This window comes from Polynucleobacter sp. P1-05-14 (assembly GCF_018881675.1).
Taxonomy (GTDB): Bacteria; Pseudomonadota; Gammaproteobacteria; order Burkholderiales; family Burkholderiaceae; genus Polynucleobacter.
In genome coordinates this window covers 1-14732 of sequence record NZ_JACVPV010000017.1, presented here as the reverse complement: position 1 = coordinate 14732, position 14732 = coordinate 1, and the positions used below count along the sequence as shown (strand labels likewise).

Here is a 14732-nt window from a genome sequence, read left to right as displayed (position 1 = left end):
ATACTTATTGAGTTTGTCCGCTTAATTTCGCTTGAGTTCTAGATTCAGATTTAGACTGAAGATAAGATCCGCCTAAGGCCTGAACCAGCACCACATTGGCAGTTAACAGTTTGGATTTAGCATCTGCATAGTTTTGCCCCTGCAACAGATAAGCCTGCTCCGCAGTTAAAGACGCTTCTTTGGAGGCGATTCCAACCTCGCTTCTACTGCGCGTAATTTCAAAATTTCTTTTGGCGTTTATCTCGGCATTAGCGAAGCCCTCATAATTAGCCTGTGTATTCTTCACAGATCCAATGCTATCGGCAACCTCACGCAAAGCTTGTACTAGTTGCTCCTGATATGAGGCAATCGCTTGGTTTCGATTCGCTTCTTTGCCGGTTACGTTGGCATCAATTACGCCGCCATCAAAGATTGGCAGATTTATCGCAGGGCCGATACTAAATTGCTGACTTCTGCTAGAAAAAAGTTGGGATAAGCCAAATGATTGAACTCCGATGAAACCTGCAAGATTCACGTCCGGCAAGTACTCTAACTTTGCACCTTCTAATTGCAGCTTTGCTACATCAATCTGACTTAACAATGCCTGTAAATCAGGCCTGCGCTCCAATAGATCGGATGGGATAACTTCGGGGAGACTAAGATTGGTTGCCTGAATCGATGGGGCCTTGAGCGATTCACCCCAGGATGGGCCCTCTTGAACCAAAGCAGCAAGTTGATGCTGCATCATCTTCACACTCAAATTAGACTGATTTACATTAGCTTGAGCAGACTCTAATTCTACCTTGCGTTGATTTACTGTCAACGCATCAACTAGACCTGCGTGCTGGCGGTCAATGGCAATACGCAGTAAATTCTTTTTGACCTCAAGCTCCCTCGCATAAAGTGCTCGAGCCTGAACCATATGGTCATAGTCAAAATAAACGCGCACAATCGTTGTCGAGAGAAGAAGTTCTGAGGCTTTGTAATTTGCTTGAGCAACAAGTACCTGATTCTTGGCGGCATCAAAATACTTCTTTTGCTTTCCCCAAATATCCAGAGACCAACTCAGTGAAGCATTGGCTAGTCCGTATCCGGTGTAAATAGGCATGCCAGGCACAAAAATATAATTCTGTGAAAGTTGTTGTCGATCAACCTGACCTCCAACACTTACCTGAGGAATAAATGCCGCCCTTTCACTCTCTAACATCGCTTGGGCTGCCGCTATCCTTGCGCCTGATGTATCCAAGCTAGGAGACTGCTTAAGCCCCAGTTGAATCAATTGATTTAACTGGGGGTCGCCAAATGCCGTCCACCATGCATCTTCAATAGGATTAGTACTGCTGTTATTGCTATTGGTTTGTGTAGCCAGCTTTGGCTCAAGCACATCAATGGATTTCACAGCTTGCTCAGGCAACGCCTGCCTAGGAAAAAAGGCACAAGCCGATAGGAGAGAGCCTATGGACGTCACTAGGACTACGCTACATACCCAAGCTAAGCGCCTCATGAGCTCACCTCAAGTTGCTGTAAATTATTTTTTTCAATTCGCAATAAGAAATCGCGTAATTGATCAAATTCTTTTTGCGTAAAGCCATTTAATGACTGATTTAATAGATCGCACCACAGTGGTGGAATCGATATTGCCGCCTTCTTTCCGTCAGCAGTGAGCGATAGGCCAATTACACGTCCGTCCTTTTTGGAGGGCTCTTTTTGTATGAGTTTCATCTTTTCCAGTTTTTGAACCACGCGCACTGTTGCTGCGGCATTAACTCCTAACGCTTGCGATAAGGAAGAAATCGTAGCCGCTTCAGAATGTGAAACGAGGAGCAACACGCTCATCTGCGCTGCAGTAATACCAAGATCTGCCAGCCTCAAATCACCTAGGCGTTGATAGCTTGATTTGTTACGCAACATCAAATAAGCCACACTCCCCTGGGGGCGGTAATTATCTGGGGTGTAGAAAGAGGATGGTGAAGGGCTGGTATTTTTCATAAAACTAATTGACTAGTCAGTGAATTTTATAACACAAGAACTTATTTTGCCGGTGCGACTCAGCAGAAATCACCACAAGCTTGATGAGGGTAAAAAAACCTTACTTAGGTGCTTTTAGGGTAATTTTGGGCTCAAATTAAGGAATAAGGTAACTAGGAATCGTTAGCAAGAGCCTGACTTAAAGCCGCCAAAAAGAGTTCTTGGCCGAGATGAACTTTCGCCTGCCAGTCTTCCCCAGAGTCTTCATTAGCTTCATCGGTGATGTATTTAAATGATTGCCAAGGTATGTGATGATCATGTGCAATCGCAGCAATTGCAAATAGCTCCATATCAACAACATCAACACCTTGGCTATGCAACCAAGGATCGGATGCCGTCACAAAGCTATCACCAGAGCCACAGATAAATCTTCCGGTAGATACATACTCTTGTGGTCTAGCGCAAAAAGGAGTGCTGCCGCGGGGTGCTAGTGGCTCAGCGTCCATATCGCGCTGAATGACCTTACCGATTTCTAGTAGACCCTGTAATTCTGTTTTGATTTTCCCTGCGGTACCGAAATTCAATATTCTCATTGGTGAGTATTGGTGAATGGCTTTGATGCTGGTTATGGCAGCATTAATTTTGCCAACGCCTGAATACACAATTTCCACCCCACTTGGCAGAGCTTCACGCTTGAGCTCGGACTCTAATGCGGCAATAATAAGAAGTTCTGTTTTCATATTGGCTATTTATGAATTTATTAGATTATCTACCCGGAGTTCCTGATTTTCCAAAACCCGGCATTCTCTTTAGGGATATATCCCCTTTATTAGCCGATCCAGCCGCCTTTAAAGAAGCTATTCGTCAGTTAGATGAGGTGTCCCAGCAATTTGATTACACCCACATTCTAGGCATTGAGTCTCGCGGCTTTATCTTTGGCTCTGCCCTAGCCCATCACGCACACAGGGGCTTAGTACTGGCTAGAAAACCTAACAAACTCCCTTTAGCTAGTCATCGTGAAGCTTATGGTCTTGAGTATGGCAATGATGCTCTAGAGATTCAGCAATCTACCCTCCCTAAAGATGCCAGAGTATTACTGCTTGACGATGTTCTTGCTACCGGTGGAACCTTAGTGGCTGCTGATAAGTTAATACGCAGTGCTGGCTTTGAAGTCAGTGGTGCAATTACCTTGCTGGAAATTACTTTCCTAAATGGCCGTGATCTTTTAAATCAATCGGGCATTCGCCATCAGTCAGTATTAAAAAGCTAGAAGCTAGAGCAGTTTTTTAACGCTCTTGATAACCTTCACGGCACCCCAACCCACTGCAAGAGCCTTACTTGCCAGCTTAGGCCTGTAATGTGCCAAGGCTGCAAATGCACTAGTCCATAGGATCGGATTACTCCTTAGGAAGTTGACAGCATCAACCCCTTTATCAGCCCATGAGAGAGGCTTTTCCCAAGCCTCAAAATGTTCAGCAAACTCAGTGCGCTCACGGTGCGCCTGAAGCTTCAATTGGTGTTGGCGCAGCTCCAAAGCTTTTAAATACTCACTCATTTTGAAAGCGCTTCGCGATCTTTTGCTAATTCAGCAATTGAGGCCTCAAATAGTCTAGGCATCGTATGTAGTGATTGAGCAATCAGCGCCGCTAAAACCAGACCAACCAATAAAAAGGCTGCGGTCAATAAGCCTAAGGCCAGTATTCGGTCCGTCTCCCAGCTGTAAATAACAATTAGCAACGCGAGCATCACTAAACCAAAGAATAAAAAAAATAAGGCGCCGATAATCATCACTAGCAAGCTGATGAATTTACTTCTGGCGATATGCACGTCCAGAGATAAGAGCTCTAAGCGCGTTTGCGCTATCGATGCACCAGTTGATGCAAGGCCTTTGATAGAGGAAAGTAAATTTTCTTGAGACATAAGGGTCTAACGGCGTCCAATAAATAAGCCAATCAGCAAACCTAGACCAGCTGCAACACCGACAGCCTCCCAAGGATTGCGATGCACGAAATCATCCGCACCTTCAGCGGCTACCTTCGCTTTCTCAATCATCTTGCCCTCGACACCTGAAAGGCTCTCTTTGGCACCTGCGAGAGTTTCAAGGGCTTTATTACGAATGGAGCTAATGGCCGCACCTGGATGATCTTCGGTTGCCTTGATTAAAGCTTCAGCATCAGCCATCAGGGATTTGAATTCACTAATAAGGCTTTCTGCGCCAACTTGCTTTTCATCATGTAAATCTGAATGTTCGAGTTTCTTAGTAGTCATGGAAATGGATCCCTAATAGATGAGGCATAAATACCAATAACCCTATTCTAAGCACTTCTAACCTGAGATCCCAGCAATAAAACTGTCATACCAGCGTTACCTTCTTTAAAGCGCTTGAGATATCGCTTTAGGCCAGGACGGCGTTTCAGCAAGGCATAATAGGACTCACTACCAAAGGCTACATCTTCGCCAAAATGGTATTCAGCAACTCGGTCAGAGTAACGGTTATTTTCAAGCGCTTCATGGATAGCCCACTTAATTCGACCACCTTCACCGCTTGATCCATATCCATGAATCAATATGATGGCCTTGATTCCGATCTCTAATGATTTTCGTAGGATGTCCGTTAGGCGATCTAGGGCCTCTTCAACATATGGCCCATCTTGCTTAATATTGAGCTCAATCGTATCTGAGCTTAAGATAGGAAAATTGACAGAACCGCAATGCGGACACTGATTAAACAATGCCCGCATATTTCCACAATCAGGACATTCAGCGTTATGTGCCACCTTACAAAATCAGACTGAACTCCTTAAGAGCAGTACTTACCCTCTAAACCTCGTGTATCAGCTGTCTTATCGTCAACCATGAGGTTCAAGGTCTTCTGCGCCAGCTCGCGATTCTCTGGAGTCTTAAGGCTGGAATTAATTAATGTAGATACATCTTTGCGGATTGCAGTATTGCCGTAACGAAGACCCTTCAAAGTGGATACCGCTTCAGCAGATATCTTGCACTGCTGATTTACTAACTCAGAAGAATCTGACGGCGATGTATTTGCATAAGCGAATGCAGCAACAGTGATTGTTGCAGCTGCTAATAGAGTCTTTTTCATCTTAGTTCCTTATTTTGTGACCACATGTTGGACAACAGCCCACTTCTTTCGCCTTTGTCTTTCTAAGGGCGGCATACACACTGGATTCTGAAATCTGCATCTTTCTGGCCGCTTGAGCAGCGGTCATACCCTTACCCACCCACTCCAAGGCTTGATGTGTTTTCGGTATCTCTCTCTTCATTTCATCTCCCAGTCGTAGCACTATATCACAAGTTGTGAAGTTGTGAAGTTGTGAAGTTGTGAAGTTTAATAATATAGTAATGAGATACCCTAATAAAAGAGATTTGCGATCGTTGCTATAACTGCGGCTACATTAGGGCGTTTAAGCCACTTTGGTGTTATAAATACTGAATAAATAAGAAATTTGGGGCTTCTTAAGATCGTCTTAAAGCACCCTAATAATTGAAGGAGATATATGTCTTTACATTTCACGCCTAAAAAAGGCTTGCTGACTGTTTTTGCTGCGCTCATCACGGTTACTTCGATTCCGGCCCTAGCACAATCTACAGCTGCTTGGCCTACCAAACCCATCAAAATTATTGTTGGCTATTCGGCCGGTGGTGCAACTGATGTATTGACCCGCCTGGTATCAGTCGGCATGGGCAATACCTTAGGTCAATCCATCGTGGTAGAAAACCGTCCTGGTGCTAACAGCAACGTGGGCGCTGAAATTGTGGCTCGCTCACCGGCTGATGGTTACACGCTTTACGCCTTCTCGATTGCTAATACGATTAACGCTACGCTCTATCCAAATTTAAGCTATGACCCGATCAAAGATTTTGAGCCGATCGGCATGATTGCTAAGATTCCGAATATTTTGGTAGTGAATCCAAATCTTCCAGTAAAAACGCTTGCAGAATACGTGCGCTATGCTAAAGATGCGAAAGATGGCGTAACCTTTGCCTCCTCTGGTAGCGGATCATCTATTCACCTCTCTGGTGAAATGTTTAAGATGCAAGCAAAAATTCAAATGCTCCATATTCCATACAAAGGCAGCGCACCTGCAGTGACCGATTTGCTTGGTGGTCAAGTGGAATCCATGTTTGACAACGCGCCCTCTGCATTGCCTCATATTAAGGCCGGAAAACTTCGTGCGATTGCAGTTACTAGCGCTCAACGCTCCCCGTTTTTACCGGATGTCCCGACTATTGCTGAGTCAGGCTATCCTGGCTTTGATGTGCAGTCTTGGTTTGCATTGGTGGCGCCAGCTGGAACGCCGAAGCCGATCATCATGCAATTAAATGCCGCCTTAAATAAAGCACTCAACTCCCCTGAAGTTAAACAGCGACTTCAAGAATTGGCAGCAACACCAGAGCCTGGTTCACCAGAAAAAATGGCTGCATTTGAAGCAACCGAAGTTAAACGCTGGCGAGAAGTTGTAAAGGCTTCGGGCGCTAAAGCCGAATAACTCATTATGTTTCCGATTGATTTTTTTTGGAGGGCCGCACAACGTTGGCCCGATCGCATTGCCATTGATACACCGAGTGGCCCGATTCATTACGCCACCCTAGCGAAGCGCGTTAAAGCCTTATCCGCAGGACTCACAGCTTTAGACCCCAGCCTTCAGAGTCGTGTTGCTATATGTGCTGGTAATAGCGCTGATCACATTACTGCCTTATTAGCTATTTTGGCTTGTGGCAAGGTCTGGGTACCACTGAACCCTAAGAGCACCCACCCTGAGATTCAGCGTATTGTTAATGTCACCGAGCCTTCTATTGTGATTTTGGATGCCACTAATCAAGCATTACTTAAAGGCGCTGCAGGGGCATGGGTTTATACAGGCACTGCCTCTGATGCTTCTGCGCGGAGTATGAACGAATTAATTCAATTGCATGAAGATGCGCCGCAGCCTTCTTTTGAATTACCCCTAGATGCAATTCAGGCGATCAAATTTACTGGGGGGACAACTGGCGCTCCTAAAGGAGTTATGCAGCCCTATCGCGCTTGGTTGGCAAACATCACCAATCAGATTCAGGTATGGGGATTTGATGAGCACGAGCGCTATGTTGTTGCAGCACCAATTACCCATGGCACATCTACTTATATCGTTCCGATCTTGGCGCAAGGTGGCTGTCATGTGATTTTGGATGGTGCTGGCGCAGAGGTAGTCAGAACTGCTTTTCGTGAAAGACGCGGTACTGTTTGCTTCATGCCGCCAACCCTTGTTTATATGTTGATGGCATTACCTAATGCATCCAGAGATGATTATCCAAAGTTACGAAGACTGATTTATGGCGGTGCACCAATGCCTCCAGAACAGGTTCGTAAGGTACGTGATTTCTTTGGTCCGGTATTGGGCACGACCTATGGTCAAACCGAAGCACCGCAAATTTTGACGGTCATGCGACCTGAGGATTTTGAAGATCCCAACAACTGGGCAGCCGTTGGCAGACCTACTTGGTTTAGTGATGTGGCCATCATGTCTCCTGAAGGCGAACTATTGCCTACCGGTGAAATCGGCGAAGTCGTTGCCCGTGGTGATCTTCTCATGAACGGCTATTGGCGCATGCCTGAGAAAACCGCTGAAACCATTATCAATGGCTGGCTTCATACTGGTGACCGTGGCTTGATTGATGAACGTGGGTTTTTGTATCTCAAGGATCGCCTCAAGGACATCGTGATTACTGGCGGATTTAATGTCTACCCAGTGGATGTTGAGAATGCCTTAAGTCAGCACCCTGCTGTTCACGAATGCCTTGTCTTCGGTCTCCCTGATGAAAAATGGGGTGAAACTGTTCAAGCTGCAGTGCAATTGCATCCAGGACAAAAAACAGATGAAGCGGAGCTGATTGCTTTTGTTCGAAATTTATTGGGGCCAGTACAAACTCCAAAACACGTTCACTTCTACGAAAGCTTGCCTCGCTCCAATGTGGGTAAATTACTGAAAAGTGCAGTGATTCAGAAACTTCAAACGCCTGCTTAGGCAATAATTAATCCTTTTAGCTTATGACTACCAAAAAAACTCCTGTTACCAGTCTGTGTACTCACACTCTCACTAGCTTGCATTATCGCGATGCGGATTTAGTAGAGGATTTGATGGGTAAGAAAACATTCACCGAAGTAATGCTGATGCAGATTCTGGGTAGACAGCCTCGAGGTGTTGATATTCGCATTACTGATGTGGTGCTCATTGTGCTGATGGAGCATGGCCTAACGCCCAGTGCAATCGCCACACGCTTGATCTATATGAGCGCTCCAGAGAGCCTTCAAGGGGCTGTATCTGCAGGCCTGTTGGCTGTTGGTAGTTCCTTTATTGGCACAATGGAAAACTGCTCCGCCTTGCTAGATCGGATTATTGCCTCTAAAGACCAACATGCTGAAGCCCTTTTGATTGCGCGACATTACAAGAGCATAAAAGGCGCAGTGCCTGGCTTTGGTCATCACCTGCATAAGCCGCTAGATCCACGTGCTTACAAGCTATTAGACATGGGCCGCGCTGAGAAAGAACTCAAAGGTGATCATATTCGTGCGCTAGAAACTTTATCTAAAGCAGTGGATGAAGTGGCTGGTCGCCCCATTACGATTAATGCCACTGGTGCGGTTGCCGCCCTATTGGGTGAGATTGGCATTCCTACAGCTGTGATGCGTGGCTTTGCGGTCATCTCCCGCTCTGCTGGCTTAGTGGCCCATATTGTTGAGGAGCAACAAAGCCCATCTGGTCGATTTATTTGGGACACGATTGAAAATGCCATTCCGTTTGTGGATGGCGCCAATAAGATTGGCTAATGATGGTTTCTGAAGTCAAATCAACCAGGGAATGTGTATTAGTCACTGGCGCTAGCCGCGGCATCGGGCGTGCGATAACAGAGCGCCTTATTGCGGATGGCATGCATGTAATTAACCTTGATAAAGAAGTCCCTGGCAATATTGCTGAGCATGAAACCTTCATCAAAGTAGATGTGGCAGATGAAAAAGTTTTGCGTGATGCATTAACCAAGATAACGTCTCAATTTGCAATCACTCGTTTAGTCAATAACGCAGGAATCGTGCGCCCCGCCACAATCGAGAAGACTACGATTGCAGATCTTCAAGCGGTTATGAGCGTTAATGTTGCAGCAGCCATTATTTGTGCACAAGCCGTACTCCCCGCGATGAAAGCCGCTCATTTTGGTCGCATTGTGAATATCGCCAGTCGCGCAGCTTTGGGTAAAGAAGAACGAATTTCTTATGCAACCTCGAAAGCGGGATTGCTAGGCTTGACTCGTACATTGGCCTTAGAGCTGGCCAGCGATGGCATCACGGTGAACGCCATTGGGCCAGGCCCCATTGCTACAGAACTCTTTCAAAGCGCCAATCCACCTGGCGCACCTGCTACACAACGTATCTTGGATAGCGTCCCGCTAGGTCGTATTGGCCAACCAGACGAAGTTGCCCATATTGTTGCTTCACTACTGGATCATCGCGCCGGCTTTACTACTGGTCAGGTTGTTTATGTTTGTGGCGGCATGACAGTGGGACTGAGCCAATAAATGGAAAGTAAACATCCTCCTGGTTTACCAACGGATCTCACTAATCGAGTAATCTTCGTTTCTGGCGGTGGATCTGCTGGGCCCGGCTGGAGTATTGGTAGAGCCTCATGTGTTACCTATGCTCGTTTAGGCGCAAAGGTCTGCGTAGTCGATCGAGATCAAGCATCTGCAGAAGAAACTACCAAGATTATTCTGAATGAAGGCGGTATAGCGGAAACTTTTGTTGGGGATGTTTCTGAAGAACTTGATGTAACAAGACTCTTTGACGAAGCTCGTAAACAATTTGGTCCTATTGATGTGCTGCATCACAACGTGGGCATTGGCAAAGTTGGCGGACCAATGGAAACCAGCGCTGAAGATTTTGATCGCATTCACAAGGTAAATGTGCGTAGCCTCCTACTTGCAGCCCAAGAGGTCTTGCCTGAAATGGCATCTCGCAGTACCGGCAACATCATTGCCATCTCTTCGGTCGCTGGTATGCGCTATTTAGGCTACCCTCACCTCGCCTACAGCGTTACCAAGGCTGCTAATACCCAATTTATTCGGATGATTGCTCAACAATATGCGGATAAAGGAATTCGGGCCAATACAGTAGTACCGGGCCTAATAGATACTCCACGTATTGCCCATACCATAGCGAAGATGTTTTCTGAAAACGGTCTAGATGAGGCTCGTGCCGCACGTGATAAGCAGGTACCCATGGGACGCTCTGGCACAGCCTGGGATGTGGCACACGCTTGCGCCTTTCTGGTCTCAGATGCCGCAGCCTACATTACAGGCACTGAGCTGGTGGTTGATGGCGGCCTCACCGGGAAATACGTCTAAGTCCCAGAATTCCAGCCCCGAGCTTAAGGGATAGTATGATTTGATGATTCTTTAGGAGCTTTATATGCATCGAATCATCTACCGAGTTGTTTTATTGCTAGCAATTAGCGCTGTTCTGGTTGCTTGCAATATGAATGATAAAAAAATTAGTGGCTGGGAAGTGAATGATGTCTATCACTCGACCATCATCACGCCTAATTCAGCAACTGGTGGGAAAACCTATCAAGGCCCACCTATCAATACGATGGATGCGACCAATACTTATGAGATGTTTAGCCTCAAAACTGAACAGCCTAAACAAGGGGCAAAGACTTATGAGCTCAATGCGCAACTAACGTATTTCTCACAATGGCGTTATTACGATTCCGCAATGCTAGAAAACACACCTGCTACGACATTTAAAGTGGTTGGTAGAGAAGCTGGCGCTTGTGGTGACAGAGGTTGCATCTTTAGAGAAGTCGTCTCTATCCAATTGCCCGAGGCATTCCTAAAGGATAAGATGAAGAAGGGTTTCATCATCACCCTATCCGCTAAGAATGGAATGAAAACTGAGCTTTTTGTGTCGCCACAATATATCCAAGGTTATATGCAGGCAGTGAATGGATTTAATTGATAGCTCGATCAGTGTGATTGAAATAAATAAAGGGGCATAGAGCCCCTTTATTTTTAAGTACTGGCGGAGAATCTGTCCGGTAAAGAGGTGTCCCTTTGACGGAATTACAAGCCTAAATTTTCTACTGTAAATCATTAAATGACTTATAAATCGGTCATTAAAACACTTAAAGACTCATTTATGAGTCATATTTATTGACCTATGGCGTATAAACAGGCATATTAACGCCTCATACTTAACAAAATGCATGAGGCAACTATGCGCGTAGATCAAGAACTGACCCTAGCATCAAAGCAACTTGGCCAATCCGCTGAAATAGCGCAATGCCTTGTTTCTTTGCGTCTTGCGCGTCGTGTTCGCCAAGGTGAGGCAGCAGTCCGTGCCGGCCTATCTCGCGCTACTGCACAGCGCATTGAAAAGGGTGATCCTGGTGTAGCCATTGGCGCGCTCCTGCGTTACTTAGATGCAATCGCTCCAGGCATGAACTTATTGCAACTATTAAGCGGAGATGATCCTGCGATCATTGCTTTAGAGCGTCGCTCACGTCCACAACGCGTGCGTGATTTAAGTGCAGCGGAAATGAAAGCGCTTGATTTCTGATGGCCAATACCACTAAGGATCTTTTTGCCTTTGCCAATCTTGATGGGCAATTTGTACCAGCAGGTCAACTGCAAGTGGATGAGGAAGGCTCAAGACTTATTGCCTCTTCATTTGCTTATGGCTTGCGTTACTTAGATAGGAGCAACGCACAAGAAGTGGATCCAGTCGCTCTTAGCCTTAGAAGTAAAAGTGAGATCAAAGGTAAGCGCCTCATTCCACCTAACGGCTTAGAGACTTTTGGTGGAATTCGGGATGCTGCTCCTGATTCTTGGGGGAGAAGAGTCATTGAAGCTAGGCTTAAGGTTCCAGCCAATAGCCTGCCAGAATCAACCTATCTAATCGAAGCAGGCAGTGATCGTGTTGGGGCTTTAGACATTCGATCTTCTTTAGATCAAGAGGAGCGCCCTGCTCACGAAAGTATTCACAATCTGTCATACGTACTCGAGGGTGCACAGAAGATTGAGGCGGGCTTGCCAGTATCAGAAGCACTATCCAAAATTTTGATTGTGGGTAGCGGTCTTGGGGGCATGCGTCCTAAGGCAAGCGTGCGCGATGATGAAAACATTTTATGGATGGCTAAGTTCCCAGGTAATACAGATGGCGCTTTAGATGTACCAAGCATTGAATACGCCACACTCAAACTTGCGCAGTTAGCCGGTCTTAATGTAGCGCAAACGCAATTAGAACAAGTTGGCAAGAAAAAAGTGTTGATGGTCAAACGCTTTGATCGCTCTTGGACTGCTTTTGCTCGGCCAATAGAAATTCGTCATCATGTCGTTAGTGCCCTCACCTTAGTTGCCTGTCACGAATCAGAATCCAATACAAAAAGTTATATGGATATTGCGGATGCTATCCGCAGATATTGCGTGATTCAAACAGTCAAAGCTGATATTGAAGAACTATATGCACGCATGATCTTTAATATTTTTGTTAGTAATGATGATGATCATCTACGCAATCATGCATTCTTATGGAGCCATGCACTTAAAGGCTGGAGCCTGAGTCCACTCTATGACGTGATGCCTCATGCAGTCATTGCAAGTGAGCGTTATCAACATCTAGGCGTTGGACCACAAGGTAAATTGGCCACACTCGATAATGCCTATGGTGCCAAAGAGCGCTTTGGCCTATCCGCACAGCAAGCAAGCGACATTATCGATCGTGTATGGCGAGTAACTAGGCAATGGAAAACTCACTTCGAGAGCCTTGGAATTGCTGCAGATCAAATCGAAGAAATCTCCCTAGCCTTTAGGCATATCGATGATATTTGCAGCGCTGAATTAATCAAGACTTTAGCCAAAGACTAAGATCTCATTATGAAGCGCATAGTGGGTAACTAGATTTCAATTATTAAAGATGGATTAAATGCTGGGTTCTCAGCATGATTAGATCGCACATAACCGCGAGGATTACAAACCACCCTAGTGCCATTCATTTGATAATCACAGGAGTCATGCGTATGCCCATGAATCCATAAAGACATCTTTCCAAAGAGATGGGCTAACTCGGATGAAAAACAGGCGGACAGTAGATCCGGTTTATATCGCTCTGCTACTGAGCTCATTGAGGGTAGATGATGAGTAACCACTACCGTCTTGCCATTAAAGGGACTCTCTAACTCTTTTTGCAGCCAAGCCAGTGACTTTCCATGTAGTTGGATAGACTTTTTTGGAGAAAAATTTCTACCTCCGTCACGGATTCTTCTGAAGTCATTTAAGTAAAGCTCACCATACGATAAGCATTTAGATTTAAGATCTTCACCAAATAATAAAAAGTCCGTCCACAACGTAGCTCCCAAAAAGCGGACGGGAGTATTTAATTGGAGATCACGTAGCACAATCGCATCGTCATCCAGGAAATGAATGTCGTTTTCTGCGCATGTATTTTGGATGTCCTCAATGACATGAGAGTGCTGAGAACCATAGAACTCATGGTTGCCAGCCACATAAATAATTTCTTGATCAGGAAAAGATTTCCTAGCCCAAGTTACACCTTCCGCGCGAAGGCCGATATCACCCGCCAGAACAATAACATCTGCCGTATTTGATGCAGGGGTAAAGTCAGCAAACTCTAGATGCAAATCACTCAGTACATGAAGTTTCATAATTTTGATAAGACTCGATCGTGACCTTTAGATTGAAATCTAGTGTATTCAATAAATTAACCTTACCATCAGGATGTAATAAGCGATTGTTAGCTTAATTGGTATTAGCCACATATTTGCAATCACATATTGTTTAGGTGGTAAGCGTACCGGTAAGCGGGAGTGATAAAGAAAAAGCCCCGGTTAGGGGGCTAAGTCTTTGTTGCATATAGCAAAAAGAGAAAAAATGCCAAAAGTGATGGCGGAGACGAGATCTAGATTTTGACCCTATTATAAAGCCTACCAATGTCCATTAAACCCCTTGCCCATATGGCTTAGAAGGTAAACTCTACTCCCGAGTAATCCATTCAAACTTACTAAAATCCATGTTTCACTGGTAAGCGGGATGGTAAGCAAATTATGGGCATAAGTAATAGCGAAGGAGAAACAAAAGGGCTAAAACCAAGCAAATTTATAGCAATCTTAGTGTTGGAGCTTTACTCGCTACTCTCATATGCTGCCAGTTTGGCCTTCAAATTACGCTCTTCTTGAAAACGTTCAGTTTCATCGCGGACAATCGCAGCTATGGCAATAGGTTGTTTTTTATCATCAAAAAGCATGCTTACTGAAAAAGCAATGGAGATAGACCACCCATCCTTATGCATCGCAGGAACTCTTAACAAAGTATTTCCATACTTTGTTACACCAGTCTGAATGGTATGAAAATACCCTTTAGAGTGCCGCTCTCTAAAACGCTCAGGCGTAATGATGCTGAGTGTTTTTCCCAGGGCCTCGTCTGAGCTATAACCAAATATACGCTCAGCAGACGGATTCCAAAAGAGAATATTTTCATCCCGATCAGAAATGATCACGGCCTCGCCAATATGACTGACTAGCGCCTTAAAATCTATGATGTCTGACATATTTAATCTAGTAGATTCAAACACGAAGTGCAACACGGTTTAAGGACTGCATAAATACTTCATTGGGGGTTTTAAATCCTAATCGTTTTCTAGGTCGGTTGTTTAAACGGTCTTGGATCATTCTAAGCTCCTTATCGGTCACAGTAGATAGCGGTCTCTTTTTGGGGATGTA

The 14732-nt window shown here is 45.2% G+C and carries 20 protein-coding genes; 9 read left to right on the top strand and 11 right to left on the bottom strand.

The genetic code is table 11. The features are described 5' to 3' along the window. Positions 1 to 4: 4 nt before the first annotated feature. From ICN37_RS07630 to ICN37_RS07620, 3 genes are all read right to left on the bottom strand, one after another. Positions 5 to 1483, bottom strand: a complete 1479-nt coding sequence (locus ICN37_RS07630; RefSeq protein ID WP_216156294.1) for an efflux transporter outer membrane subunit — start codon at positions 1481 to 1483, stop codon at positions 5 to 7. Then, positions 1480 to 1968, bottom strand: coding sequence for a MarR family winged helix-turn-helix transcriptional regulator (locus ICN37_RS07625; RefSeq protein WP_215322043.1), 489 nt, complete (start codon positions 1966 to 1968; stop codon positions 1480 to 1482). Before ICN37_RS07625 ends, ICN37_RS07630 begins: the two co-directional genes overlap by 4 nt. A gap of 152 nt (positions 1969 to 2120) precedes the next feature. Beyond that, entirely contained in the window at positions 2121 to 2687 is a 567-nt protein-coding gene (locus tag ICN37_RS07620) for a 5'-methylthioadenosine nucleosidase (RefSeq protein WP_216156291.1), read from the bottom strand. An 11-nt stretch (positions 2688 to 2698) separates the two neighbouring features. Here ICN37_RS07620 and ICN37_RS07615 point away from each other — a divergent pair, with 11 nt between their 5' ends. Continuing rightward, positions 2699 to 3217 carry an adenine phosphoribosyltransferase gene (locus tag ICN37_RS07615; RefSeq protein ID WP_216156288.1) on the top strand — a complete coding sequence of 173 codons (519 nt, stop codon included), beginning with the start codon at positions 2699 to 2701 and terminating at the stop codon, positions 3215 to 3217. 3 nt (positions 3218 to 3220) lie between these two features. Here the strand turns inward: ICN37_RS07615 and ICN37_RS07610 are convergent, their stop codons facing one another. From ICN37_RS07610 to ICN37_RS07585, 6 genes are read right to left on the bottom strand one after another with little or no spacing between them, the layout of a single operon-like run. Further along, positions 3221 to 3502, bottom strand: coding sequence for a YqjK-like family protein (locus ICN37_RS07610; protein WP_215322038.1), 282 nt, complete (start codon positions 3500 to 3502; stop codon positions 3221 to 3223). Next, a complete protein-coding gene (locus ICN37_RS07605; protein ID WP_216156286.1) occupies positions 3499 to 3867 on the bottom strand; it encodes a phage holin family protein in 369 nt (122 codons plus the stop codon). The genes ICN37_RS07610 and ICN37_RS07605 overlap by 4 nt, the downstream gene beginning before the upstream one ends. Positions 3868 to 3873: 6 nt before the next feature. After that, positions 3874 to 4215: a YqjD family protein gene (locus ICN37_RS07600; RefSeq protein WP_215322035.1), complete on the bottom strand. Its 342-nt coding sequence runs from the start codon at positions 4213 to 4215 to the stop codon at positions 3874 to 3876. Positions 4216 to 4262: 47 nt separating this feature from the next. Then, a complete protein-coding gene (locus tag ICN37_RS07595) occupies positions 4263 to 4724 on the bottom strand; it encodes a Smr/MutS family protein (RefSeq protein ID WP_216156283.1) in 462 nt (153 codons plus the stop codon). 23 nt (positions 4725 to 4747) lie between these two features. Further along, entirely contained in the window at positions 4748 to 5047 is a 300-nt protein-coding gene (locus ICN37_RS07590) for a hypothetical protein (RefSeq protein WP_216156280.1), read from the bottom strand. 1 nt (position 5048) lies between these two features. Then, positions 5049 to 5228, bottom strand: a complete 180-nt coding sequence (locus ICN37_RS07585) for a hypothetical protein (RefSeq protein WP_215363607.1) — start codon at positions 5226 to 5228, stop codon at positions 5049 to 5051. Between the two features lie 234 nt (positions 5229 to 5462). Between ICN37_RS07585 and ICN37_RS07580 the strand changes: the two genes are divergently transcribed. The 8 genes from ICN37_RS07580 (at position 5463) to ICN37_RS07545 (ending at position 12861) form a co-directional block, all read left to right on the top strand. Continuing rightward, on the top strand, positions 5463 to 6455 hold the full coding sequence (locus tag ICN37_RS07580; protein WP_216156277.1) for a tripartite tricarboxylate transporter substrate binding protein: 993 nt from the start codon (positions 5463 to 5465) through the stop codon (positions 6453 to 6455). A 6-nt stretch (positions 6456 to 6461) separates the two neighbouring features. Then, positions 6462 to 7970, top strand: coding sequence for a class I adenylate-forming enzyme family protein (locus ICN37_RS07575; RefSeq protein ID WP_216156275.1), 1509 nt, complete (start codon positions 6462 to 6464; stop codon positions 7968 to 7970). Between the two features lie 23 nt (positions 7971 to 7993). Continuing rightward, positions 7994 to 8773 carry a citryl-CoA lyase gene (locus tag ICN37_RS07570; RefSeq protein ID WP_216156272.1) on the top strand — a complete coding sequence of 260 codons (780 nt, stop codon included), beginning with the start codon at positions 7994 to 7996 and terminating at the stop codon, positions 8771 to 8773. After that, complete coding sequence (locus ICN37_RS07565) at positions 8773 to 9516, top strand: SDR family oxidoreductase (RefSeq protein ID WP_255538489.1); 744 nt, start codon at positions 8773 to 8775, stop codon at positions 9514 to 9516. Before ICN37_RS07570 ends, ICN37_RS07565 begins: the two co-directional genes overlap by 1 nt. Continuing rightward, entirely contained in the window at positions 9517 to 10341 is an 825-nt protein-coding gene (locus ICN37_RS07560) for an SDR family NAD(P)-dependent oxidoreductase (protein ID WP_216156269.1), read from the top strand. It abuts the gene before it with no gap. A gap of 64 nt (positions 10342 to 10405) precedes the next feature. Next, positions 10406 to 10954, top strand: coding sequence for a hypothetical protein (locus ICN37_RS07555; RefSeq protein WP_216120886.1), 549 nt, complete (start codon positions 10406 to 10408; stop codon positions 10952 to 10954). Between the two features lie 243 nt (positions 10955 to 11197). Beyond that, on the top strand, positions 11198 to 11554 hold the full coding sequence (locus ICN37_RS07550) for a helix-turn-helix transcriptional regulator (protein ID WP_234397328.1): 357 nt from the start codon (positions 11198 to 11200) through the stop codon (positions 11552 to 11554). Further along, entirely contained in the window at positions 11554 to 12861 is a 1308-nt protein-coding gene (locus tag ICN37_RS07545; protein WP_216156266.1) for a type II toxin-antitoxin system HipA family toxin, read from the top strand. Before ICN37_RS07550 ends, ICN37_RS07545 begins: the two co-directional genes overlap by 1 nt. A 29-nt stretch (positions 12862 to 12890) precedes the next feature. On the opposite strand, the gene ICN37_RS07540 is transcribed toward ICN37_RS07545, so the two are convergent. Both ICN37_RS07540 and ICN37_RS07535 read right to left on the bottom strand, forming a co-directional pair. Further along, positions 12891 to 13658, bottom strand: a complete 768-nt coding sequence (locus ICN37_RS07540) for a metallophosphoesterase (protein ID WP_216156263.1) — start codon at positions 13656 to 13658, stop codon at positions 12891 to 12893. Positions 13659 to 14134: 476 nt separating this feature from the next. After that, positions 14135 to 14560, bottom strand: a complete 426-nt coding sequence (locus ICN37_RS07535; RefSeq protein ID WP_216156260.1) for a PAS domain S-box protein — start codon at positions 14558 to 14560, stop codon at positions 14135 to 14137. Between the last annotated feature and the right edge of the window lie 172 nt (positions 14561 to 14732).

Excerpts from the sequence above, each read along its gene's own strand:
- ICN37_RS07615 (WP_216156288.1), top strand. The coding sequence starts at position 2,699 with ATGAATTTATTAGATTATCTACCCGGAGTTCCTGATTTTCCAAAACCC.
- ICN37_RS07540 (WP_216156263.1), bottom strand. The coding sequence starts at position 13,658 with ATGAAACTTCATGTACTGAGTGATTTGCATCTAGAGTTTGCTGACTTT.
- ICN37_RS07610 (WP_215322038.1), bottom strand. The coding sequence starts at position 3,502 with ATGAGTGAGTATTTAAAAGCTTTGGAGCTGCGCCAACACCAATTGAAG.
- ICN37_RS07585 (WP_215363607.1), bottom strand. The coding sequence starts at position 5,228 with ATGAAGAGAGAGATACCGAAAACACATCAAGCCTTGGAGTGGGTGGGT.
- ICN37_RS07570 (WP_216156272.1), top strand. The coding sequence starts at position 7,994 with ATGACTACCAAAAAAACTCCTGTTACCAGTCTGTGTACTCACACTCTC.
- ICN37_RS07575 (WP_216156275.1), top strand. The coding sequence starts at position 6,462 with ATGTTTCCGATTGATTTTTTTTGGAGGGCCGCACAACGTTGGCCCGAT.
- ICN37_RS07535 (WP_216156260.1), bottom strand. The coding sequence starts at position 14,560 with ATGTCAGACATCATAGATTTTAAGGCGCTAGTCAGTCATATTGGCGAG.
- ICN37_RS07555 (WP_216120886.1), top strand. The coding sequence starts at position 10,406 with ATGCATCGAATCATCTACCGAGTTGTTTTATTGCTAGCAATTAGCGCT.
- ICN37_RS07580 (WP_216156277.1), top strand. The coding sequence starts at position 5,463 with ATGTCTTTACATTTCACGCCTAAAAAAGGCTTGCTGACTGTTTTTGCT.
- ICN37_RS07550 (WP_234397328.1), top strand. The coding sequence starts at position 11,198 with ATGCATGAGGCAACTATGCGCGTAGATCAAGAACTGACCCTAGCATCA.
- ICN37_RS07590 (WP_216156280.1), bottom strand. The coding sequence starts at position 5,047 with ATGAAAAAGACTCTATTAGCAGCTGCAACAATCACTGTTGCTGCATTC.
- ICN37_RS07560 (WP_216156269.1), top strand. The coding sequence starts at position 9,517 with ATGGAAAGTAAACATCCTCCTGGTTTACCAACGGATCTCACTAATCGA.
- ICN37_RS07630 (WP_216156294.1), bottom strand. The coding sequence starts at position 1,483 with ATGAGGCGCTTAGCTTGGGTATGTAGCGTAGTCCTAGTGACGTCCATA.
- ICN37_RS07545 (WP_216156266.1), top strand. The coding sequence starts at position 11,554 with ATGGCCAATACCACTAAGGATCTTTTTGCCTTTGCCAATCTTGATGGG.
- ICN37_RS07600 (WP_215322035.1), bottom strand. The coding sequence starts at position 4,215 with ATGACTACTAAGAAACTCGAACATTCAGATTTACATGATGAAAAGCAA.
- ICN37_RS07620 (WP_216156291.1), bottom strand. The coding sequence starts at position 2,687 with ATGAAAACAGAACTTCTTATTATTGCCGCATTAGAGTCCGAGCTCAAG.
- ICN37_RS07625 (WP_215322043.1), bottom strand. The coding sequence starts at position 1,968 with ATGAAAAATACCAGCCCTTCACCATCCTCTTTCTACACCCCAGATAAT.
- ICN37_RS07565 (WP_255538489.1), top strand. The coding sequence starts at position 8,773 with ATGATGGTTTCTGAAGTCAAATCAACCAGGGAATGTGTATTAGTCACT.
- ICN37_RS07605 (WP_216156286.1), bottom strand. The coding sequence starts at position 3,867 with ATGTCTCAAGAAAATTTACTTTCCTCTATCAAAGGCCTTGCATCAACT.